A 19,209-nucleotide genomic window follows, 5' to 3' on the forward strand; every position below is an offset into this window, starting at 1 on the left:
TCAGCCGTCGGCCGGGCGACGCTCGTAGTCGGCGATCAGGTCGCCGATCCGGTCCGCGTCGTCGGTCTCGCCGACCCAGGCGCCGGTGTGGGCCCACACGCTCGTGACCGCCACGTCGCCGTCGTGCCAGAGGAGATACGTGCCGTGGCGTTCGAACAGCCCGCAGTCGGCGACGTGGACGCTGATTCCGGTCCGCTGGTAGATGTCCCCAGCGTCGGCAGTGAGGAAGTCGAGTTCCCCGTCGCCGACGCCTTCCGGTGACTGGGCAGGCGCCTCCCGCAGGAATTCGAGCGTGGTGACGTCCAGCCACATCGGCTCGTCCGGGGTGCGGGGTGCCCGGAAGTAGCCCGTGACGCGCAGCACGTCGCCGGGAACCAGGTCGTACAGCACGGCGGCCGCTAAAGCCGGATCGGTCACCGTGCACGGCATGACCATCTCGTCCGCGCGCTCGTCCGTCGGGCTGACGACGATCCTGAAGCGTGCTGTCGACCCGTGGCCGGGCACCTTCTCTTCGTCCAGGAAGCCGTCCAGGGCTATCGCGTCGGCTCCCATGGGTCAGCTCGCCTTCGCGGCCGGGGCCTGGTGGGCGGCGTCGTACGCGTCCAGGATCTTCTTCGCGACGATGCCCGCGTCCGCGACCCTGTAGCCGTTGGCGCGCGCCCAGATGCGGATGTCGGCGAGCTCCTCCTTGGTGCGGCCGCTGCCGAGTCCCGACCGGATCGGCGTCGGTTCCTCCGTCGCCGTGGCGGTGGGCTCGTCCGCCGTGGCGGTGGCGGGGAGGGTGCCGGCCTTCACCGCGCGCAGCTCCTCCTGTGCCTTCGCCAGTTCGGCCTTGAGCCGGGTGACGCGCTCTTCGGCCGCGCGCTGTGCGTCGTCGGCGGTACGCCGGGTGGTCAGGTCGCTCAGGTCGGTCCGGACGCGGGCGGCCTTGTTGCGGATGCTCGCCGTCTCGTGAGCCTCTGCCCAGGCGAGCAGTTGCTCCACCGAGTCGCCGGTGCCGCCGTCGTCGGCCTCGGTGGCGTCGGCGGCCGCCGTGGCGGGCGGCGGGAAGTTGGTCTCCACGAGGGCGGTGACCTCGTCCTTGGACAGGCCGGTGGCGTCCGTGATGGCGTCCATCTGCCCGCCGTCGTAGTACATGGACAGCGCGGTCGCTTCGGTCACGTTGAGGGTGCGTTCGGTCATGCCGGTTTCTCCTGCGTGGTCGGGGAGGAGGGGGAGCAGGGCGGTGAGGGTGTTGTCGTCGCCGGGCAGGCCGATGGCGTCCAGGAGGAGGGCCAGGTCCTCCTTGCTGCCGGCGTGGCGGGCGGTGACCCGGGCCGCGGCGGCTTCCTGCTCGGTCGTAGTCGGGTTGAGGGGCAGGCCCTCGGCTTCGAGGGCCTCCGTCCAGTCGGTGAACATCGCGGCCCCCTACGACGCGGCCTTGAGGCCGGCCATGAGCCGGGTGCGGTTGCGCTGCTGGAGCTCGGGGGTGACCAGCCGGTGCGTCGGCATCGGCCCGTTCACCTGGCGGTCCAGCCGGACGATGCGCGCCTGGTCCACGGTCAGCGGGGTGTGCCGGGCGGCGGCGGCCTGCTCGCGGCGGGCCTGGTCCTGGCGGGCGAGGACGTCGATCCAGTCCGGCCCGAGCCGGTCGACCATGCGCTTGCGCAGGGCGGTGCGCTGACCGGGGGTGGTGGCCGCCCAGATGCCGAACCGCGTGACCGGCTTGTTGACCAGCGCCCACCGCAGGCAGTTCTTGACGATGGGGCAGCTGGAGCAGGCCTTGCGGGCCTGCTCCAGCCGCTTCTCCGTCGCCGCCCGGTCGGCGGTGCGGTCGCCGTTGGTGAAGTCGAACAGCGTCGGCTCCAGCTGGCAGCGGGTCGGGGTGGGGCTGTGGGGGAAGGGGAAGCGCGGGTCGGGGTCGGCGCCCGAGGTGGGGTGGGCGACGCCGGGACGGCTCATGACATGGCCTCCGGGAACAGCTCGTTCAGGTGGGGGAGTTGGAGGAGGACCTGCTCGAACACGGGCAGCGGGACGCGCCAGGGCCCGAGCGCCCCGGTGCAGGGCACGGGCAGCGGGAGGGCGTGGACGTCGTCCAAGAGCAGGTGGGAGCAGCCGGTCTGTGCCCACGGGCTGCACGGGTCGCCGTCGTCGGTGTGGGAGCCGGTGATGCGGGCGACACCGATGACCGCGCTGAAGTGCAGCTCGTGGCCGCGGATCGTGCGGGCCACGAGCGGGTCGCGCAGGGCGGCCCGGTCCATGGTCTTGTGCGCACCGGCGTGCAGCAGGCGCCAGCCCGGCGCCCACGGCTTCGGCCGGTTCTCCACGCGCTTGTCGCCGTGGACGATGCACGCGGTCCAGGGCTGCTTGATGGTGATGCCGCGGATGAAGTCCGGGGCGTACAGGGTGGGGGCTTTCATGCGGCCGCCCCGAGGCTCGCGGTGCCCGGCCGCCCGTCGCGCCGTCCGTTGACGGACGGCACGGTGACGTGGGAACGGTCGGCGAGCACGGCGCGGCCGGTGTGCTTGCCCGCGTACATCGCGGCGTCGGCGGCCCGCTGCAACTGCGCCAGGTCCGTCGTGCCGAGGACGTCGGGGGAGGCGGCTCCGATCGACGCAGCGACGTCGACCAGGGCGCCGCCGCCGACGTCGACGGGCTGCGCGAGCAGGGTGGTGAGCTGCGCGAGACGGAGCTCCCGGCGGGCGGCTCCGATCCGTACGGCGACGGCGAACTCGTCCCCTCCGAGCCTGCCGACCGCCCCGCGGCTGCCCGCCCAGGCGGTGAGTCGCTGCGCGGTGACGGCCAGGACGCGGTCGCCGGCGGCGTGTCCGCCGGGGCCGTCGTTGATCTCCTTGAAGTGGTCCAGGTCCACGATGACCACCAGGGAGCTGTCGCCGTAGCGGCCGGTGATCTGCCGGGCCTTGGCGGTGTAGCCGTCGCGTCCGAGCAGCCCTGTGAGCGGGTCGCGCCGCGCGGCCGCGAGCTTGCGGTGCAGGGTGACGGCGTGGACGGTCCAGCCGGTCAGTGGCACCGCGAGAGAGGTGATGATCAGAGCGCGTTGTCCGGACGGGCCGTGTACGCGCACGGTGGAGGCCATACTGGTGTCTCCCTCTCGTTTCGTACGGGATGGGTGGCCCGGGGCAGGCGGCTGGTTTGGACGCCTTTGACGCCTGTCCCGGGGCGGATTCAAAACGTGCGGCGTGTGCCGAGCAGACCGTGGGGGTTCACCCACGGAGCGGCCGTCGCCTTGTTCCAGTCGAGGTCCCAGTCGGGCCGCAGCCCCCGGGCACCCCAACCGCTGACGAACTCGAACGGGATCTCCTGCCCGGCCTGGTGCAGCAGCAGCGCCTTGTCGTACGCGTCGTGCGCTGCCTTGCGGGCGGTGATGGGGCTGTCGGCCAGGCCGACGAAGACGTGGAGACGCCGCCCCTGCAGATCGTTGTTCTTGGTCGGGACGTCAACCTCCCAGTACGACTGAGGCATGCCCCTCCCCTCCTTCCGGTCCTGGTCCTGGTCGTGGCGGAACACCGCGACCGCCCCGACCAGGTGAGGCCAGGGCGGCACGGAGGAACGCCGCGTCCCTCGAGGAAGGTTCAGCCGGCCGTGGCCCGCGCCAGGATGTCGGCGTGGTCGAACGCGAGATCCGGGAGCGCGTTCAGGGGCCACCAGCGAGCGGCGGTGGCGTCGTCCCCGGCCGTCGGCCTGACCGGTATCGGCAGGGTGGCCGTGTAGGCGACGCTGACGTATCGGCCGCGCGGGTCACGGCCGGGGGCGTCGAAGGCGCCCACCTGCCGGAGGCCGGCGGCCGGGACCGTGATGCCGGTCTCCTCCTCCAGCTCGCGGGCCGCAGCCGCCAGGCTGGTCTCCCCCGTGTCCACGTGACCGCCGGGCAGCGCCCACCGGCCCTTGAACGGGTCCCAGCCCCGCTCGATCAGCAGGACGTGCCCGGCGGCGAGCAGGACGACGTCGGCGGTGTAGCGGATCGTCTCGTCAGTGGTGGCGGTCTCGTCAGTGGTGGCGGTGCTCATCTGGTGACTCCTGCTCAGGCCGGGACGGGGGCGGGGGTGTCGAGTGCGGCACCGAGCAGCAGGGCGCGGATCGACTGCTCGTACTCGCCGTTGCGGATGCGGTCGTGCATGAGCTGACCGGCGACCAGGCAGCGGGCCCGCAGCTGGATCAGGGCGACGGTGTGGGGGTCGGCGCCGGCGTCGGTGGCGGCCTGGGCGGCGGCGTCCCCGGCGAGCTGGTTGGCCGTGGCGAGGCCGGCCGCGCGGCGGGAGGACTGCGCCCGCCAGTACGCCCACTGCGTCAGCGCGTGGGTGTCGTCCACCCGCTGCTCCCACGCCTGGTACGTCCGGCGCGTGCCCTCGGGGTCGGCGGCCCACTCGGTGACCCACTGACGGGCGAGGTCGGGCAGCTGCGCGAGGACGGCCAGGACCTGCTCGCCGCGGTGCCCGAACGCCTGCCACGCCCCGGTCTCCTCCACGACGCGGATCTGCTGGGACATCAGCCAGTACGGGTAGTAGCGGCCTCCCCAGTTGCCGGTCTCACCGAGCGGCTCCACGACGAACAGCCGGATCGGCCAGCCCTCCTCGATGCGCTCCAGGATCTCGCCGGGCCGCGTGTACATGTGGAAGTACGAGAACGGCTTGTCGGTATACCACTGCTGGCCGGGGCTGGGGTGGTCGATGACCTGGCCGATGTGGTCGGCGAGGTTGACGGTCGGGATCGTCTCGCCCAGGCCGCTGTAGTAGCGGGCGAGGTGGTTGTCGGTGGGCGGGACGGTGCCGTCGGGCCGGGTCGCCATGTAGTGGACGGGGGGCCGGGCGCTGCGTGCCATGAGTTCCTCCGTGGTCGGGAACGTGCAGGTGACGGGCGGGTTGGTCAGCGGCGCGGGTTCTTGTGGCCGCGCAGCTCGTCCACGCGGGTCGCAATGTGCGCGAGGCCCTGGGCGAGGGTGGCGAGCCGCTGCGCGTCGTCGCCGACGGGCTGGGACCAGATGAGGCCGGCGGCGAAGTACGAGGCGTTCGCGGCCAGTTCCCTGGCCTGCTCTGCCAGGCGCTCACGCTCGGTCTGCAGCGGGTCGGCCAGGGCGACGCGCTCGGGGAGGGGCAGTTCGATCAGCCGCTCCAGGATCACGGCCAGGGCGTCGGCGACGGCGGCCAGGTCGCCGTCGGCGAGCCAGGCGTGGATGTGGTCGTGGCCGGTCAGGTCGGGGGTGTACTTCGCGAACAGGCGGCGGTCGAAGTCGCCAGAGGCGGCCCCGGCCGGGGACAGCTCGAAGATGATCCGGCCGTTCTTCCAGTCGGGGTAGCAGGTCAGGTCACGGTCGGCGGTCTCGCTGGTGAAGACGGCGGGCCACTCCGGCACGGTGGGCAGCGTCCAGTCGGTGCCGAGGATGTCGGCGAGGACGGCGGTGAGGCGGTCGGGGGCCGCCTTGGTGATGGTGCGGGGCAACGGATCCTCCTGGGAGCGGGCTGACCGGGCACCGCGCCGCCCCGGCCGGTGTCGGGGCCGGGGCAGCACGGTGAAGGGTCAGGACCGTCCGGCGGCCGCGGCGGGCACCTGCCGTTGGGCTTCGGCCTCCTGGCGGCGGTGGTTGCGCACGACCTTGCCCATGATCTTCTGGGTGGCCTTCTCCGCTTCGTCCTCACGCGCCACGAGCTCCTTGTAGAGCTTCTTGAGGGCGGCCTTGTTGAGCACGTGCGTGCCCATCTCGTGGCGGGCGAGGGCGATCTGCGCGTCGGGGCCGCCCTTGCGGCACAGCTGGTCGACTTCGACCATCGCGTAGACGAGCGTGGGACCGACCTCCTGGCCCTTGCGGCGGCGCAGCCGCTGGGCGTTGAGGAAGATCCGGATCGAGTTCTGGGGACCGGCCACGGTGACGGCGTAGATGTCGCCGGGACGGGCGGTCAGGGACAGCACCTTGTCGCGCCACACCTCGTACTTGATGCCGGCGGCGACGCCCAGCGACTGAGCGACCAGGCCAGAGAGCTTGTTGGTCTTGGTGACCACGAGTTCGACGGGGACGACCGGGCGGCGGCCGTAGTGCTCACGGACCAGGCGCTGGGCGATGGGCGCGGCGGCCTCGATGTCGGCGGTGAGCTTCTTGGAGACGAACAGGCCGGAGCGCCGGATGGTCATCTGGTCCGGCTGCTTGTTCTTGAAGAACTGCACGTGGGTGTCCTTCCGGGGGCGGGCGGGCTGAGGGGCTACCGCACCGCCCCGGCCCGCACAGTGCGGGTCGGGGCGGAACGGGCAGTCCGTCAGTTCGCGTGCAGGCTGGCCGTGAGGTCCTCGAGCAGGACGTCGTGCTCCTCGCGGTCCTCACTGGTGTCGGCCGCCGTGGCCGGGGAGGCCGGGAGGCCGGCGGCGCGGGCGGTGAGGTGGTGTCGGATCTGGTCGATGCCGGTGATGGTCACCGGCTCGTCACCGTCGCCGGTCAGCAGCGTGAACAGGGGCTCGCTGTTCCCGTACTTGTTCTCGTCGCGGCGGTAGTGGAGCCAGACGCCCGGGGCGAGGAAGAAGGACGCCTCGCCGTCCTCGTAGCCGCGCCACCGGTCCTCGTCCCGCAGGAAGCCCTCGCCCTGGTCGATCCGCCACGCGGCCGACGCGGCACGGTTGGCGGCGTCGTCCTCGGTGGCGGCGGTGACCTGGGCGAGGCCCTCGTTCAGGGTGGCCGGGGCGTCGGGCGCGGTGTGGCCGCTGCCCTGGGGCCGGTTGTGGCGGGCCTTGGTGACCAGGCGGCGCAGCGGGGTGATGAACAGTTCCGCCATGCCGTTGATGGCGACGGCGGCGACGACCGCGACGGCTCCGGTGGCCGCGAGGCGCCAGTCGCCGGACCAGGTCTCCGGGTAGTAGGTGTAGCCCGCCCAGGCGCCGATGGCGCCGCCGATCAGAACCGTCGTCATGTCCAGTCCCTCGGTCACGGCACTGGCGACGGTGATGGCGGCGCGGCGTACGGCTCGGTTCATGATTGGGGTGCTCCTTCTTCTGTCGGATTGCGCTCTGGTGGGAGGAGGGGTGTTGCTCCGGGGCGGCCGGGTCTGGAGGCCTGCGGCCGCCCCGGGCGTCTCAGCGGCCGTCCGTGTGGGCGGCGGCGGTGGTGCGGATCGTGTCGGCGAGCAGCACGGTCAGCTCGTGGCCGTGGTCGACGACGTCCTCCAGGCGCTCGATGAGCTCGGGGGCCAGGCCGTTGTTGCGGGCCCCGGCGAGCAGTCCCTCGAGGAAGAGGACGTCGGCCAGGACGCGGCCGCGGGCGTCGAGGACACCGGGCTGCACGGCGAGGACGTCGGTGTTCTTCGCGGTGGCCAGGGCCGTGTGGCCGGCGGCCGCGCGGTAGGCGGTCTCGGTCTGCTCGGTGAGCAGTTCGTCGACCTGGGTCGTGGTGCCGTAGGCGCGGCGCCAGCCGAAGCGTTCGGCGGCGATGTCCATCAGGGAGCGGCGGGCGAGGGGCACGGTGACCTCCAGGGGAGGGCCGGTCGCCTGGTCTCTGCTGACCGGGCGGACACCGCACGGCCCCGGCCGCCGGGGATGGGCGGCGGGCGGGGCCGTACGGAGAGCGCCGGTCAGTCCTCCGGGAGGCGGCGTGCGTAGTAGGAGACGTAGTCGCTGTACTGGCTGCGCTCGATGCGCAGGATCTCCGGCTGGTCGATGGCCAGCTGCTGGAGCACGCCCACGATCCAGTCGTTGGTGCGCTGGAGGGTGAGGCGAATCAGGTCCAGGTCGGAGATCCACACCTGGATGTCTTCCTTGCGGCGGCGGGCGCCGCGCACCCAGGCGTGCAGCTGCTCGCGCGCGGTGTCGTCGTCCGGGCGGGCGGGGAGGTCGCGGGGCAGCGCGCGGCAGGTCGTGGCGTGCTCGTTGGCCGTCTTCGCGGCGTCCGCGAGGCTGTAGCGGGTGTTGTAGCTGCGCCGCCCGTCCTGCGTAGAGGCGAAATGGCAGCCCAGGCAGGCGACCGCGTAGTAGGTGCCGGCCTTCCCGTCGTCGGCGGTGTAGACGAGGACGACCGCGTGGGCCTGGTTGTAGTACCGCTGGACGATGTTGACGCCCTCGGGCTTCCAGGTCTCGCCGATCTCCGGCCACGGCGCGGGCTCGGGCGCCGGCGGTTCGACGGGGGCGGGGCGGCGGGCGAACAGGGTGAGGGCCACGGGGCTACTCCTTGTCGGTGTCGACTTGATGGGTGCGCCGGGCGGCGGCGGTGGCCGCCACGGCGATGAGGACCAGGACGAGCGCGTACGGCCAGCTGCTCATCCGGCGGCCGCGAGGACGGCGGCGACCAGGAGCAGGGCGAGCGCGGCGAGGATCGTGTCGACCGCGCGGGTGAGGCGTTCGAACTTGGCGACCGCGATGAGGGACAGCGACCTGACCCGGGTGGCGCGGGTGTCCGTGCGCATCGCGGTGAGCAGCTCGTCTTCGCTCAACTGCGCCCAGCAGGGGAAGCCTTCGCGGATGACGCGGCCCCGGCCTCCGAGGTTGGGGCGCACGACCAGGAGGAGCAGCACGGCGGCGGCCGCGAGCGCGAGGACGGCGAGGCCTCCGGCGACCTGGGCGGACAGCGGCAGGTCCTTGTCGGCGACGCTGGCGAGCCCGGCGAGGACCGCTCCGTCGAAGGCCAGCAGTAAAGAGGCCTTCGAGTCCGTCCGCGTGATCTTCGCTTCGACGTCGTGGCACGCGTCGTCCAGGTTCTTGCTCAGGCCGTGCGCGGCCGGGAGCGCGATGTCGGGGGCGGCGGTCATGGGCGAGTTCCCTTCCGGCCGGGCTGTCCGGCTCCCCATCACCACCCGGCCCGCCGTGGGCGGGACGAGTGGATCAGGCAACCGTCAGGTCAGCGAAGGGGATTCAGGCCGCGGACAGGGTCTTGGCCTGAGCGTCGTCGGCGGGCTCGGGCAAGACCCAGCAGCCGCGGGCGTGCCGGGTTGCCTCCTCCCGGGCGTCCTTCCGGCTCGAGGTGCCGAAGTCGCGGCTGCCGCCGCAGCCGAGGCAGGTCCACGGGTAGACGCGGACTCCTTCTTCCCTGGCTTCCATGACGACGGTGAGCGAGCCCCCGCGGGTGCGGATCCGCATCACCGTGCCGTCCGGGACGGGCACGTCCGGGTCGTCGGAGGCGGCGATCGTGGCGAGGTCGATCCACAGCCGCGCTTCCTCCAGCATGTGCTCGCGCCGCTGGCCCGTCTCGGTACGGACGGCCTGGAGGAGCATCGCGGCCTCTTCGTGCATCTCGGTGCTGAGCATGTATTTCCTCCCGTGTCGGCCGGGCTGTCCGGCTCCCCGTCGCCACCCGGCCCGCCGTGGGGCGGTACGGGTGGCTCAGGCAGCCGTCAGGACCGGCGGTCGCACCCGGGCAGGACGATCACGGGGCGCAGGGACAGGCCGCGCAGCGCGAAGAGCGAGCCGATCGTCCAGGCGAGCACGGCGAGCGCGGCGGCGACGGTTCGGCCGGCAGGGGGCGAGGACGCCCACACCATGTACACGGTGGCCGCGCCGTGCGCGGTGTACGTCAGGCGGGCGCCGACGGCGCCGGTGAACCAGGCCAGCACGAGGGAGACGGCGCCGACGCCCAGCCAGATGTTGACCGCGCTGGAGGCCGTCATCGGAAGGCCAGCGGTGTGCGCGCTCAGGTAGGCGTGGACGGGGTCGGCGACGGTGGCGGTCCACTGGGTGAACCACGCCCAGTCCTGGTGGTGGTACCAGTCGATCGCCTTCGGGATGCCCCACTTGAGGATGAGGATCAGGGTGGCGGTGCCGAGGATCGCGCCGACGGCGAGGGCGCCGGGCGGGATGTCGTCGCGGGTCCGTATGGGCGCCGGCCTCGGCACGGTGGTGGTGTGGGCGGGGCTGCGGCGGGGCGGCTGGCGGTCGCTGTCGGCGATCGTCTCCATCGGCGGGACGGTGGGTTCGGGCTCGCGGGGCGCGGTGGGGTCAGTCACCGGGTCTTCTCCTTCGCGGTGGTCGACTGCGACACGGGCGGGGTTGTGCGGGGTCGAATGGCCGGGCTGTCCGGCTCCCCCTCACCACCCGGGCCGCCGTGCGGCGGGCCGGGTGGATCAGGCAGCCGTCAGCCACTGCGTGGCAGCGGAGACGTAGTCGGCTGGGTCGGCGGGGGTGCCGTCGTGGCACTCCAGGCACATGCCGAGGGTCTTGAGCGGGAGGCACCGGAAGTACCTTCGGCGGCACTTCGGGCAGGTCTGGCGTCGGGCCATGGCCTTGTCGAGCGCGGCTTCCTGAGCGAGCGTCGGCACGCGTTTCGGTTTCGCGAGCTCGAGGCTGTACAGCCACGCCATGCGCTTGCCGGTGCGCCAGACCATCTGGGCGACGGGCTCGTGGCCGCCGGGGCACAGGCCCATCGCGCGTAACTGGCGGCGGGTCGCTAACCCGGTCGCGGGGACGGGGCCCTCGCCCCGGGCGGCTTTGCGGATCTCTGCCGCGCCGGGCACCTTGAGGTAGCCGTAGGTGGGGAAGACGTCGCCGTCGCCGTACAGGTCGATGTCCCGGACGACCGGCTCATCGGCCGGGGACTTGGGTTCAGCGGCGACGGCCACGGTTGTGTCCGCGGCCGGTGTGGACCTGGACACGGGAGCGGCCCTTGGCGCTGACGTTGATGGTGTCGCCGCGTCCGGTGCCCGTGGTGGTGAACACCTTCAGCAGGATCCAGCCGCCCAGGCCTGCAAGGCCGATCAGCCCCAGGGTGACGAGCGCGTTGACCAGCTCCACGATCGCGTGGATCAGGAAGAAGACGCCGACCCCGCCGATGCCGACGATGAAAGCCACCAGGGCGGCCTTGATCAGGAGCGGGGAGACGAGCGGCTGCGGGGCCGGGGCGGGCGGCGGCGTGTAGTAGGCCGTCTGCTGGCCGTACGGGCCGGGGACGACAACCACACCGTCCAGGCCGGCGGTCGGCGGGTAGACGACCGTGCCCTGGGGGAGCGGGACGACGTGCTGGCCGTACGCGGGGGCGGGTGCCTGCCCGTACTGGGGCGGCAGTGGAGTCGGCAGGTAGGTGGTCTGGGGCTGCTCGCCGTAGGACGGCATGATGGTGTCCTCCTCAGATGGGGAGCTCGGGCGGGTCATTTGGCGTGAGATCGCCCGGGGAGGCTCCGGCCTCTTCAGGGGCTCCGGGGTGGCTTCAACACCTCGGAGCCCTTGGAGCAGTCGGAACATCTGCGGACAGCAGGAGGCCCGTACCGGCGTTGTCGGTGCGGGCCTCCTGCTGTGCAGCCGATCGAGCCGAGCTGGCTTCAACAGCTCGGCTTCGGATCAGTCGGTCAGCGTGTGCCAGCGCGAGGCCATGACCTGGCCCCGCAGCAGGATCGTCGGCGGGTGGGTGGGGCCGTCCGCGAGCGGCAGCTCGATCGGTTCGTCCCGCTGCTCGGTGAAGTCGAACGTGAAGTCCACGGTGTCTTCCTCCGGTTCGTGGTTCATGCCGGGGCGTTACGCGGTCTCGTCGAGGACGAGCTCGCCGTTGGCGATTTCCTCGTTGAGGAGATCGGCGAGCGCCTGGACCGTCTCCGTCTTGCCGGTGAGGCCGGCAGCCTTGAGTGAGCGGCGCGAGACCTTGCTGGATCCGGCGCGGATGATGCCGCGCGCGAGGTCCCGGGCTTCGGCGAGCTTGACGTCGTCGATGTCGGGCCGCGCGGGGGCCGCGCTGTACTCGCGGGCTCGGGAGTTGGCCCCCAGAGAGAGGTCCATCTCCGGGAAGCTGCCCCCAGCGACGGGGCCAGTGGCTCCCGGGTGCTGGGGGCGGGGGCCGTTGGCGGGGGCCGCGTCGGCCGGGGTGGTCCCCTCGGTGCCGGTGTGGTCCCCGTCGGTGGTCCCCGCCGGAGCGGTGTGGTCCCCGTCGGTGTGGCTGTCGTTGGGGACCTTCACGGTGATGGTCCCCGCCGTGTGGGTGTGTGCGGCGGCGGTCCCGGAGGTGCGGGGGCCGGTCTCTTCGCTGGTGGCGGTTCCTGCCGGTGCGGTGGTCCCTGCCGGGGCGGGGACCGGGTGAGCCGGTGCGGGGGCCAGTTCGGGGACCGTGGCCCCCGAACTGGGGGCCAGGGCGGGGGCCGTCGTGTCCGTGGTGGGGGCCGGGAGGGCGGGGTGGTCCCCGCCGACGGCGGGGTTGGTCCCCGCTGTGGTCCCCGTCAGCTCCAGGGCGAGGTCCAGCATGCCGCCGCGAAGGGGCCACAGCTTCTCTGCGGGGGCCTTGCTGCGCCAGCGGCGTCCGTAACGGGCCCGGAGGTCCCCGATCACCTTGCGGCGGTGCCGCTCCAGGATCAGGCCGATCCGGTAGGAGCGGACCTCCCAGAGGACCATCCGGCGCCAGATGCCGAACGTGCCGACGGGGTCCAGGAACCAGCGGCTGAGCCGGATGCCGTCCATGCGGCGCTCGGAGGTCATCCCGGTGCGGCGCCGTACGGCGTGCCGGACGCCCTCCATGAACGCGACGAACAGCACCGGCATGGCGGCGTGCATGCCCTGGCCGGTGACGCGCTCGTGCCAGGGCAAATCGGTATCAACTGCCGCCATGTTGAACCAGATTGTTGCAGCCGTGAATGCCCAGGCGAGCCACCGGAGGGGGGCGAGGGGCATGTCGAGCTGCTCCAGGACCAGGTCGACGACCAGGAGGGCGAGAATGCCCAGGTCAACGCCGATGGGGACGATCCAGGAGTGGGATCCGAAGCCGTAGGTGCGGGCGACGTCTTCGACGGCGGCGAAGGATCCGTATCCACCGAGTCCGGCGAGGCCTGCGAAGAAGATTCCGGCGATGCCGATGGCCCACTTCTGGGCCTTGGTGAAGGGCGGCGGCGCCTCGGGGCGGTCTGCCATTCGATTACCTTCCGTAAGGTGCGCACGGCGTTGGCGCGCACCGTGCGCGCGGGACAAACCGGTACGCATCGGGTGGTGCGCGGCCAGGGTGCGGGGTCCCTACCTGGGGCGGGGACGGGTGCGCACGGTGCGCAGCGTCGCGCACCGTGCGTACCCGGTTTTGACTACTCTCCGTTGTCGCTGGAGAGGGGGGAGCGGAGGATGTCGTAGTGGCCGAAGCCCTCCTCCGACTCGTCCTCGGAGATCACCTTGCGCTCGATGAGGCGGTCGCGCTCGCGGTAGAACCAGCGCTTGGTGTCGGCCAGGCCGACCCGCAGGAGGATGTCGGTGACCTCGCGGGGAGCAAACGAGAGTTTGCCTTCGCGCACCCACGTGTCGAGCCGCTTGTAGAGCTCCTGGCGGCCCTGCTCGCTGGTGAGCTTGTCGGCGTCGTCGTCGCCGCCCAGCGAGAGGACGGGGGCGTCGTCGGCCGGGGCCTCGATCTCGTCCTCGATGCGCAGGTGGTCGTACTCGCCGGGCTCGGGGTCCTCGTCCAGCACGTTCTGCAGCATCTCGTTGAGCTCCTCGACTTCGCGCGCGATGGTGTCCTCGTCCACGTCGTCCATCTCCTCCTCGGGCGGTCCGGAGTAGGCCGGCGCCGCCGCGGCCGGGGAGGCCGCGGCGGCGGCGGGGGCCGGAGCCGCCTGCTGCTGGGGGTTGTTCTCCTCTCCCTCCTCCTTGGGCAGCAGGGGGGCGTCGTACGTGGTGCGGTTGGTGTACAGGTCGCCGAACGCCTCAGCGGTGATCGCGTCCAGCGGGGTGCGGATCGCCGCGCCCGCGGTGATGGCGTCGGCCTGGTCGCGCTTGCTGGCCAGCTCGGTGCGGGCGGTGACGTGCCACCGCTCCTCCGGGATGCCCAGGCCCGCCGCGTAGTGGTAACCCGGCTTGCGGTTGCCCCACTGCGGCCAGGCGCCGGCCTCCACTGCCTCGTCCGGCAGGCAGTACTGGGAGTCGGCGCCGTCCCGCAGGCCGAAGCACAGCCCGGCGGGCGAGTTGGCGCGGGAGTCGGTGTCCATGTTGTTGTGCGTCGCACGCTGGATGGACGTCAGGATCCAGATGCCGGCGGCACGCGCCGTGCGCAGGATCTTCTGGTAGTGCTCGTTGTCGGCGGCGAAGTCCGCGGCTTCCTCACCGATGATCACGAGGAAGTTGAGGCCGCAGCCGGGCTCCCACTTCGACATGCCCTTCGCGGCGAGGAAGTCGGTGCGCTTCTCGATCGCGTTGGGCAGGATCTTGAAGAAACGCCGGGCGGCGTCCTTCTTGTCGATCGGCCACTCGATGCCGTGCCGGACGTGCCCGAAGTCCTGCTGGAACTTCGAGCAGTCGATCACGATCACAGAGGCCTCGGTGCGGGTGCCGACCTCGGTGATGATGAGCTGGTTGCCCTGCGTCTTACCGGCACCGTTCACGCCCATCGCGATGCAGTGCTCAACGTTGCCGTTGGACAGCGGGCCCGGGTCGCGCAGCATGCCGGTGAGGTTGAGCAGGACGTCCTCGCCGTCCTCGTAGCGGCCGGTGCGGATCGGGACGTCGCCGATGGACGCGCCGAACGCGGACGGGCCGCGCCAGGGGAAGCCCTCCTTGAGCAGGTCGGCGACCTGGACGCGCAGGGTGACCTGGGAGGAGTCGTCATCGTCCACGGTGTGGGTGATGCGTCCCTTGCCCAGCTTCAGGGCCGAAGCCATCGCGGGGATCCTGCGCGCGAGGTCGTCGGCGGTCGCGCCGTCCTTGGCCTCCACCGTGGCGATCACGGTGCCCTTGCCGTTGGAGGCGGCCTCCTTCAGCTCGTGCTTGGCCAGGCCGATCTCGCTCTCGAGCTTCTCCCACCTGGACGCGCTCTTCTCCGAGCCCGCCTTGTAGAACTTGCTCCAGAGGTTGTTCGCAGCCGCCATCCCGACGCCCCCGAGGAACCAGGCCGCAGCCGTCGCCGGGGTGTCGACGCCGACGACCGTGCCCAGGGTGGCAGCGGCGGTGACGACACCGGTGTTGACCTGGTGCCAGATCCGCTGGTCCTTCGGCCGCTTGGCCTTGGCATCGATGTGGGACATCAGGCGGCACACGGCCGCGCCGGTGCCGGCCAGCCCCAGCGAGGCGAGCGCCAGGGCGGTGGGGTTGCCGGTGAGTGCGACGTGCGCGAGCTCCACGGGGAGCGGACCGAGGACGGTGACCGCCCAGGGCCCGCCGTAGGTGAGCCGGGCACCGCGGCTCTCCTGGATCTCTTCGTCGCTTCGAGGGTCGAACTTCTTCGAACGAGATGCGCGGCGTGCCATTTAGGCGGCCCTTCCTGCTTCGCCGGGCTTCCCGGCACCGTCAGACGGCTTGTCACCGATGGAGAACCCGGGCTTCTTCGAGCCCTTGCCCTTGCGGGCCTCGGCCTCGGCTTCCTGCTCGGGCCTGATGAAGTGTTTGACGAAGCTCGCGTACATTTTCACGCCCGCCAGTCCGAGCACCTTCGCCGCCGACGCACCCGCCTTGAGGTGGGCGCCGACCAGCTTCGCGCGGATCTTGGACTGGAGGCCGAACGTGTACCACTTGCCCTTGTACTGGCTGAGGATCGCCGTGATCATGTCGGCGTCGAACGCCACGCGCGTGTACAGCTCGAAGCCGATCGCGCGCAGGAGCTTCGCGTAGTTGTAGAGGTCGCGGTCGGTCTTGAACTCGATCTTCTCGAGCTGCTGGATCATCTTGTGGAGGTCCGAGCCGACCTTGACCTCGGAGCTACCGGTGTCGTCGCTCATGTGGGTGGGAGTCCTTCCGGAGAGGGATCAGGGGGTTGTGCGGGCGGGGGCTCTGTCACCTCCCCGCGGTTCCGGACCGGGGCCCGGAGCCACGGGCAGACGGCAGGTTCACCGGCTGCTGCTGGCCGTGCTGTCGTCGCCGGCGTTCTGCACCGCCGTGGCGATGCCGGATCCGATGCCGTCGATCGCGTTGGCGATCGGCGAGGTCGCCAGGGCGTAGCCGCAGACCAGCGCCGCGATCACGGCGCCCATGGCCAGGTCGGCCTTCCAGAACAGCCAGACCGCGCCGCCCGCGAGCAGCGCAACGGGGATAGTGATCATCAAGTACCTCCTGGGGACAGGGGAGTTGGGGATGTGCTCCTCAGCCATCGCGGGGAGGGCCGAACGAGCGGGGAAGGGAACTTCCGTCGCTCTCCACCGCCACCGGGCCGCAGGGCGGGCCGGTGGCGACTGGGCAACGCCGGGGGTTCAGGCCGCGATAGCGAGCGGCCGGTGCGGGGCGATGACGCTGCCGTCCGGCAGCAGCTCGCCGGTGTCGTCGAAGACCAGGACGCCGTTACACAGCAGCGACCAGCCCTGCTCGGGGTGGTGGGAGACGATGTGCGCGGCCTCGCGGTCCGAGCTGTTCGCCGGCGGACACGGGGTCTGGTGGCGGCAGTTCACGGCGATCACTTCCCGCCTCGGGCGCGGCGCAGGGCCTCGTCCATGTCCGGGTCGGAGTCGGTGTTGCCGATCGGGCGTGCGATGCTGATGAGCATCAGGGCCTCCAGCAAGGTCCTGGACAACCCCCGTGGGGCCTCATCCCTTGGGGGTTGTCGTCGTTTCGGGCGGGCGGGATGCCCTGCTCCGAGCGGCACATGAGCCGCAGCGCCCCGGACCGGACTCGAACCGGTCGTCGTACTTCCAACGGGGCCCGCGATCTTCGCCCTTTCTCACCGCGCGTTCGGATCGCTTGTCCGCCCGAGGGCGGCAAGGGAAAAGGTGCTTCGGAAGCTGTCTGCGCGGCAGGGCTGGCTTGTCGCTGTTGCCTGTCCCGCATCACGCCTGCGGGCTGGCGGTCCGCATCCCCTGCGGACTGGGCCGGTTCAACCAGAGGACTCACCTGGTGGCACCCCTCCGCAGATCTCTTGCTCGGAGGTGCCGGCTAGTCGTAGCGCCGGATGTTCGATGTGGAGTTGAGAAGGAACGGCCACTCCGCAGATCCACCCACCGCGATGGCGGGCCTCACCTTGGGCGTCTGGTGCTGTCGGGATCCGAGTCCGGCTCCCTCATCCGGCGCCGCCCTCGTGGGCGGTTCCGGGTGGGGGAGCCGGGTCCGTGAGGACCCGGCTGGAGCTAGGCCGCGACGGGCAGAAGCGCGGCGGCCGGCGGCGCGATGCGCAGCTGCGCGGCGTGAGGGATGAGCGCGTCGACCAGGCGCTCGCGGACCAGCTCGGTGATCGAGGGGTCCGCCGCGAGGATGTCCTCGGCTGCGGCCCTGCGCGCCGCGAAGTCGTGGGCGACCTGGTCCTGCGCGGCCTTCCGGCCCTTCCTGAGGCTGGAGGCGGCGTCCCAGCGGGCCAGCTCGTCCGGGGTCACGAACTCGTGCATCTCCAGCGGCGTACCGAACGCGACGTCCAGGTCGACGTCGCCGAAATCCGGCAGCTCCACCTCGATCGCGGCCAGCAGTTCCTGGGTCTCCATGTCGAAGTCCTCGGTGGCAAGGCTGGCGGCGGGGCGGCTGGTGACGTTCATGGGGTGGTGCTCCCTTCGGTGGGGCGGGCTCGGAGCGTTCGGGCATGCCAAGCAGCGCCATGGCATGACGGGGTGGCTACTCCTTGCGTTCGGCTACTCACCGCCGCTGGAGCACCTCGATTACAACGCCGCTATCCAGCGGGTGTCAACCTGTCTAGCTAACCAATGTTCTGAATGTGGCTTGACCTGCGCTTTCATGGGGAGGAAAACATGCGCCGAGTGTTCCGACTTTCGAGAGACAACTAGACATGTCATGCTGTGCGCGTCGGGCAGCGAGATCAGCTGGCCGGCCACGAAGGGGAAGGACAGGCAACTGGTGCCCAAGAAGGAGCCCGGGAAGGTTGAGCGGATCGCCGCCGACATCCGGGACAAGATCGAGCGCGGCGCGCTGCCGCCGGGGTCCCGCCTGCCTGGCGTCCCCCAGCTCCAGAAGGATCACGGCATCGCTTACCAGACCGCCCGTGATGTCTACGGGCTGCTGGAGGGCGAGGGCCTGGTGTTCTCGCGCCGCGGGAAGGGCACCTTCGTTTCGCTGGTGGTCGGGAAGCTCCTCTCCGACCGAACCACGCGCTACCTGGCCGCGATTCGCGAAGCTGGCGGCGCCGCCGGAGCCTTCCAGGCGGAGCTGAAGGCTCGAGGCCTCAGCCTCAAGAACCAGGTGGTCATCGACCGTGACGTGCCGCCCAAGAAGGTGGCGGAGATATTCGGCATGCACCACCGCGCCAAGACCCTGAAGCGCGCGCGGATCATGTCCGCGTGCCAGCCCGGCAACGAGGACGCGGCCGAAGTCATCCAGGTCGCGACAAGCTGGTTCCCGCCCGACGTCGTCGACGCCTGCCCTGTCCTTGCAGACCTGGAGACGGGCACTGGGGGCAGCAAGTCGAGGCTGGCCGAAGCGGGCTTCAAGCAGGTTCGCCTTCGCGAGGAAGTCGAGGTCAGGGCACCGTCCTCGGACGAGGCCAAGGCACTCGGGATTCCTGCCGACCAGTCCGTCCTGGAGATCACGCACAAAGGCCTGACCTCCGAACACCGCGTGGTGGAGATCTGCCTGCACGTACTGCCGCGAAACAAATGGGCGCTCGCGTACGAGTGGCCCATCGACAGCCCGGAACCCGGGTGACCTGTAGGACCCCCCGTCCCGCTCCCCGAGCTGGGGCGGACCGAATACCCATTGACCACAACAGCTAGGAGCTTGAACCACATGGCCAGCAACGAGATCACCGAGACCGGCACGATCGTGCGCGACGCCCGCACCCGGTACACCACCGCTCAGCGTGAGGAGAACGGTGCACGCGGTGCGTTCGACGCTGAGCTGCAGCGCACCGGACTGGCGCCTCGTTCCGAGGTCTCCGTCAGCCGTGCGGCGGCCCCGGGCGACGTTGCCGAGCTGCTGGGCGCCAGTGGCGAGGTCGTCATTCGCGCTCGCAAGATGTTCGACGGCGACCGCCTGGTGCAGCTCGCCACCACGTACATCCCGGTCGATGTCGCTGAGGCCGCCGGTGTCGAGCAGGTGGACACCGGCGTGGGCGGCATCATCAGCCGGATGAAGGAAGCGGGCTTCGACCAGGGCGACACCGCTACCGAGGACATCGCGCTGCGCCCGGCCACCGCGGACGAGGCTGCGCGCCTCGGTCTGCCGGAGGGTTCGGACGTGCTGACCATCAACCACATCGGTCGCACGGCCGACGGGCGAGTAGTTGAGGTGACCCAGCACGTGCTTGCGAAGGGCTGGACGCTGCGGTTCTCCGTTCCGCTCGCCTGAGTCCGTGCGGCACGAGTCGGGGGGCGGCCCGGGGGCGGGGCCCCCCCCCCCCCCCCCCGCGGCCCCCCCCGGGGGGGGGCCCCACCATAGACCCCGGCAGCGGCCGGCCCCCGCCGAGGTCGGGGGGGTGCGGCGCGGGGCGCGCGCGCC

General features: G+C 71.5%; 27 protein-coding genes. 2 read left to right on the forward strand and 25 right to left on the reverse strand.

The window, feature by feature from the left end; genetic code table 11:
- The 25 genes from ACH41F_RS40915 to ACH41F_RS41035 form a co-directional block, all read right to left on the reverse strand.
- Nucleotides 1-552 (reverse strand): hypothetical protein, encoded by a 552-nt coding sequence (locus ACH41F_RS40915; RefSeq protein ID WP_391244056.1) that lies wholly within the window; start codon nucleotides 550-552, stop codon nucleotides 1-3.
- A 3-nt stretch (nucleotides 553-555) separates the two neighbouring features.
- Nucleotides 556-1,398, reverse strand: coding sequence for a hypothetical protein (locus ACH41F_RS40920; RefSeq protein ID WP_391244053.1), 843 nt, complete (start codon nucleotides 1,396-1,398; stop codon nucleotides 556-558).
- A 9-nt stretch (nucleotides 1,399-1,407) separates the two neighbouring features.
- Nucleotides 1,408-1,941, reverse strand: coding sequence for a WhiB family transcriptional regulator (locus ACH41F_RS40925; protein ID WP_391244050.1), 534 nt, complete (start codon nucleotides 1,939-1,941; stop codon nucleotides 1,408-1,410).
- The gene (locus ACH41F_RS40930) at nucleotides 1,938-2,399 is read right to left on the reverse strand and encodes a hypothetical protein (RefSeq protein ID WP_391244047.1); all 462 of its coding nucleotides are present in this window, start codon (nucleotides 2,397-2,399) and stop codon (nucleotides 1,938-1,940) included. The genes ACH41F_RS40925 and ACH41F_RS40930 overlap by 4 nt, the downstream gene beginning before the upstream one ends.
- A complete protein-coding gene (locus ACH41F_RS40935) occupies nucleotides 2,396-3,076 on the reverse strand; it encodes a diguanylate cyclase (RefSeq protein WP_391244044.1) in 681 nt (226 codons plus the stop codon). Before ACH41F_RS40935 ends, ACH41F_RS40930 begins: the two co-directional genes overlap by 4 nt.
- A gap of 89 nt (nucleotides 3,077-3,165) precedes the next feature.
- Entirely contained in the window at nucleotides 3,166-3,462 is a 297-nt protein-coding gene (locus tag ACH41F_RS40940; RefSeq protein ID WP_391244041.1) for a hypothetical protein, read from the reverse strand.
- Nucleotides 3,463-3,572: 110 nt separating this feature from the next.
- On the reverse strand, nucleotides 3,573-4,007 hold the full coding sequence (locus ACH41F_RS40945; protein WP_391244038.1) for an NUDIX domain-containing protein: 435 nt from the start codon (nucleotides 4,005-4,007) through the stop codon (nucleotides 3,573-3,575).
- A 14-nt stretch (nucleotides 4,008-4,021) separates the two neighbouring features.
- On the reverse strand, nucleotides 4,022-4,819 hold the full coding sequence (locus ACH41F_RS40950) for a hypothetical protein (RefSeq protein ID WP_391244036.1): 798 nt from the start codon (nucleotides 4,817-4,819) through the stop codon (nucleotides 4,022-4,024).
- Nucleotides 4,820-4,863: 44 nt separating this feature from the next.
- On the reverse strand, nucleotides 4,864-5,436 hold the full coding sequence (locus ACH41F_RS40955) for a hypothetical protein (RefSeq protein ID WP_391244034.1): 573 nt from the start codon (nucleotides 5,434-5,436) through the stop codon (nucleotides 4,864-4,866).
- Nucleotides 5,437-5,514: 78 nt separating this feature from the next.
- Nucleotides 5,515-6,156 (reverse strand): hypothetical protein, encoded by a 642-nt coding sequence (locus ACH41F_RS40960; protein ID WP_383393103.1) that lies wholly within the window; start codon nucleotides 6,154-6,156, stop codon nucleotides 5,515-5,517.
- An 89-nt stretch (nucleotides 6,157-6,245) separates the two neighbouring features.
- Nucleotides 6,246-6,953, reverse strand: a complete 708-nt coding sequence (locus tag ACH41F_RS40965) for a hypothetical protein (protein ID WP_391244029.1) — start codon at nucleotides 6,951-6,953, stop codon at nucleotides 6,246-6,248.
- A gap of 100 nt (nucleotides 6,954-7,053) precedes the next feature.
- The gene (locus tag ACH41F_RS40970; protein ID WP_391244027.1) at nucleotides 7,054-7,437 is read right to left on the reverse strand and encodes a hypothetical protein; all 384 of its coding nucleotides are present in this window, start codon (nucleotides 7,435-7,437) and stop codon (nucleotides 7,054-7,056) included.
- Nucleotides 7,438-7,547: 110 nt separating this feature from the next.
- The gene (locus tag ACH41F_RS40975; RefSeq protein WP_391244023.1) at nucleotides 7,548-8,129 is read right to left on the reverse strand and encodes a hypothetical protein; all 582 of its coding nucleotides are present in this window, start codon (nucleotides 8,127-8,129) and stop codon (nucleotides 7,548-7,550) included.
- Between the two features lie 99 nt (nucleotides 8,130-8,228).
- Entirely contained in the window at nucleotides 8,229-8,717 is a 489-nt protein-coding gene (locus ACH41F_RS40980) for a Pycsar system effector family protein (protein ID WP_391244020.1), read from the reverse strand.
- 103 nt (nucleotides 8,718-8,820) lie between these two features.
- Nucleotides 8,821-9,213, reverse strand: coding sequence for a hypothetical protein (locus tag ACH41F_RS40985; RefSeq protein WP_383393116.1), 393 nt, complete (start codon nucleotides 9,211-9,213; stop codon nucleotides 8,821-8,823).
- An 86-nt stretch (nucleotides 9,214-9,299) separates the two neighbouring features.
- A complete protein-coding gene (locus ACH41F_RS40990) occupies nucleotides 9,300-9,908 on the reverse strand; it encodes a hypothetical protein (RefSeq protein WP_391244017.1) in 609 nt (202 codons plus the stop codon).
- Nucleotides 9,909-10,025: 117 nt separating this feature from the next.
- Nucleotides 10,026-10,520, reverse strand: coding sequence for an RRQRL motif-containing zinc-binding protein (locus tag ACH41F_RS40995; protein WP_391244014.1), 495 nt, complete (start codon nucleotides 10,518-10,520; stop codon nucleotides 10,026-10,028).
- Nucleotides 10,504-11,010, reverse strand: coding sequence for a hypothetical protein (locus ACH41F_RS41000; RefSeq protein ID WP_391244011.1), 507 nt, complete (start codon nucleotides 11,008-11,010; stop codon nucleotides 10,504-10,506). Before ACH41F_RS41000 ends, ACH41F_RS40995 begins: the two co-directional genes overlap by 17 nt.
- 225 nt (nucleotides 11,011-11,235) lie before the next feature.
- Nucleotides 11,236-11,400 (reverse strand): hypothetical protein, encoded by a 165-nt coding sequence (locus ACH41F_RS41005; RefSeq protein WP_158973288.1) that lies wholly within the window; start codon nucleotides 11,398-11,400, stop codon nucleotides 11,236-11,238.
- A 9-nt stretch (nucleotides 11,401-11,409) separates the two neighbouring features.
- Nucleotides 11,410-12,786, reverse strand: coding sequence for a DUF2637 domain-containing protein (locus ACH41F_RS41010; protein ID WP_391244008.1), 1,377 nt, complete (start codon nucleotides 12,784-12,786; stop codon nucleotides 11,410-11,412).
- Nucleotides 12,787-12,950: 164 nt separating this feature from the next.
- Nucleotides 12,951-15,095 (reverse strand): hypothetical protein, encoded by a 2,145-nt coding sequence (locus ACH41F_RS41015; protein WP_391244005.1) that lies wholly within the window; start codon nucleotides 15,093-15,095, stop codon nucleotides 12,951-12,953.
- On the reverse strand, nucleotides 15,096-15,563 hold the full coding sequence (locus ACH41F_RS41020; protein WP_391244002.1) for a hypothetical protein: 468 nt from the start codon (nucleotides 15,561-15,563) through the stop codon (nucleotides 15,096-15,098).
- A 108-nt stretch (nucleotides 15,564-15,671) separates the two neighbouring features.
- Nucleotides 15,672-15,884 (reverse strand): hypothetical protein, encoded by a 213-nt coding sequence (locus ACH41F_RS41025; protein WP_383393135.1) that lies wholly within the window; start codon nucleotides 15,882-15,884, stop codon nucleotides 15,672-15,674.
- A 147-nt stretch (nucleotides 15,885-16,031) separates the two neighbouring features.
- On the reverse strand, nucleotides 16,032-16,235 hold the full coding sequence (locus ACH41F_RS41030) for a DUF5999 family protein (RefSeq protein ID WP_234312051.1): 204 nt from the start codon (nucleotides 16,233-16,235) through the stop codon (nucleotides 16,032-16,034).
- Nucleotides 16,236-16,898: 663 nt separating this feature from the next.
- A complete protein-coding gene (locus tag ACH41F_RS41035) occupies nucleotides 16,899-17,297 on the reverse strand; it encodes a hypothetical protein (RefSeq protein WP_391243998.1) in 399 nt (132 codons plus the stop codon).
- Nucleotides 17,298-17,613: 316 nt separating this feature from the next.
- Here ACH41F_RS41035 and ACH41F_RS41040 point away from each other — a divergent pair, with 316 nt between their 5' ends.
- Together ACH41F_RS41040 and ACH41F_RS41045 are read left to right on the forward strand one after the other, a co-directional pair.
- The gene (locus ACH41F_RS41040) at nucleotides 17,614-18,417 is read left to right on the forward strand and encodes a GntR family transcriptional regulator (protein WP_037680768.1); all 804 of its coding nucleotides are present in this window, start codon (nucleotides 17,614-17,616) and stop codon (nucleotides 18,415-18,417) included.
- A gap of 81 nt (nucleotides 18,418-18,498) precedes the next feature.
- Entirely contained in the window at nucleotides 18,499-19,059 is a 561-nt protein-coding gene (locus ACH41F_RS41045; RefSeq protein ID WP_391243995.1) for a UTRA domain-containing protein, read from the forward strand.
- Nucleotides 19,060-19,209 lie beyond the last annotated feature (150 nt).

The organism is Streptomyces sp. NPDC020489 (assembly GCF_044386545.1).
Taxonomy (GTDB): Bacteria; Actinomycetota; Actinomycetes; order Streptomycetales; family Streptomycetaceae; genus Streptomyces.

Excerpts from the sequence above, each read along its gene's own strand:
- ACH41F_RS40915 (WP_391244056.1), bottom strand. The coding sequence starts at position 552 with ATGGGAGCCGACGCGATAGCCCTGGACGGCTTCCTGGACGAAGAGAAG.
- ACH41F_RS40920 (WP_391244053.1), bottom strand. The coding sequence starts at position 1,398 with ATGTTCACCGACTGGACGGAGGCCCTCGAAGCCGAGGGCCTGCCCCTC.
- ACH41F_RS40925 (WP_391244050.1), bottom strand. The coding sequence starts at position 1,941 with ATGAGCCGTCCCGGCGTCGCCCACCCCACCTCGGGCGCCGACCCCGAC.
- ACH41F_RS40930 (WP_391244047.1), bottom strand. The coding sequence starts at position 2,399 with ATGAAAGCCCCCACCCTGTACGCCCCGGACTTCATCCGCGGCATCACC.
- ACH41F_RS40935 (WP_391244044.1), bottom strand. The coding sequence starts at position 3,076 with ATGGCCTCCACCGTGCGCGTACACGGCCCGTCCGGACAACGCGCTCTG.
- ACH41F_RS40940 (WP_391244041.1), bottom strand. The coding sequence starts at position 3,462 with ATGCCTCAGTCGTACTGGGAGGTTGACGTCCCGACCAAGAACAACGAT.
- ACH41F_RS40945 (WP_391244038.1), bottom strand. The coding sequence starts at position 4,007 with ATGAGCACCGCCACCACTGACGAGACCGCCACCACTGACGAGACGATC.
- ACH41F_RS40950 (WP_391244036.1), bottom strand. The coding sequence starts at position 4,819 with ATGGCACGCAGCGCCCGGCCCCCCGTCCACTACATGGCGACCCGGCCC.
- ACH41F_RS40965 (WP_391244029.1), bottom strand. The coding sequence starts at position 6,953 with ATGAACCGAGCCGTACGCCGCGCCGCCATCACCGTCGCCAGTGCCGTG.
- ACH41F_RS40980 (WP_391244020.1), bottom strand. The coding sequence starts at position 8,717 with ATGACCGCCGCCCCCGACATCGCGCTCCCGGCCGCGCACGGCCTGAGC.
- ACH41F_RS40985 (WP_383393116.1), bottom strand. The coding sequence starts at position 9,213 with ATGCTCAGCACCGAGATGCACGAAGAGGCCGCGATGCTCCTCCAGGCC.
- ACH41F_RS41000 (WP_391244011.1), bottom strand. The coding sequence starts at position 11,010 with ATGCCGTCCTACGGCGAGCAGCCCCAGACCACCTACCTGCCGACTCCA.
- ACH41F_RS41005 (WP_158973288.1), bottom strand. The coding sequence starts at position 11,400 with ATGAACCACGAACCGGAGGAAGACACCGTGGACTTCACGTTCGACTTC.
- ACH41F_RS41010 (WP_391244008.1), bottom strand. The coding sequence starts at position 12,786 with ATGGCAGACCGCCCCGAGGCGCCGCCGCCCTTCACCAAGGCCCAGAAG.
- ACH41F_RS41015 (WP_391244005.1), bottom strand. The coding sequence starts at position 15,095 with ATGGCACGCCGCGCATCTCGTTCGAAGAAGTTCGACCCTCGAAGCGAC.
- ACH41F_RS41020 (WP_391244002.1), bottom strand. The coding sequence starts at position 15,563 with ATGAGCGACGACACCGGTAGCTCCGAGGTCAAGGTCGGCTCGGACCTC.
- ACH41F_RS41025 (WP_383393135.1), bottom strand. The coding sequence starts at position 15,884 with ATGATCACTATCCCCGTTGCGCTGCTCGCGGGCGGCGCGGTCTGGCTG.
- ACH41F_RS41035 (WP_391243998.1), bottom strand. The coding sequence starts at position 17,297 with ATGAACGTCACCAGCCGCCCCGCCGCCAGCCTTGCCACCGAGGACTTC.
- ACH41F_RS41045 (WP_391243995.1), top strand. The coding sequence starts at position 18,499 with ATGGCCAGCAACGAGATCACCGAGACCGGCACGATCGTGCGCGACGCC.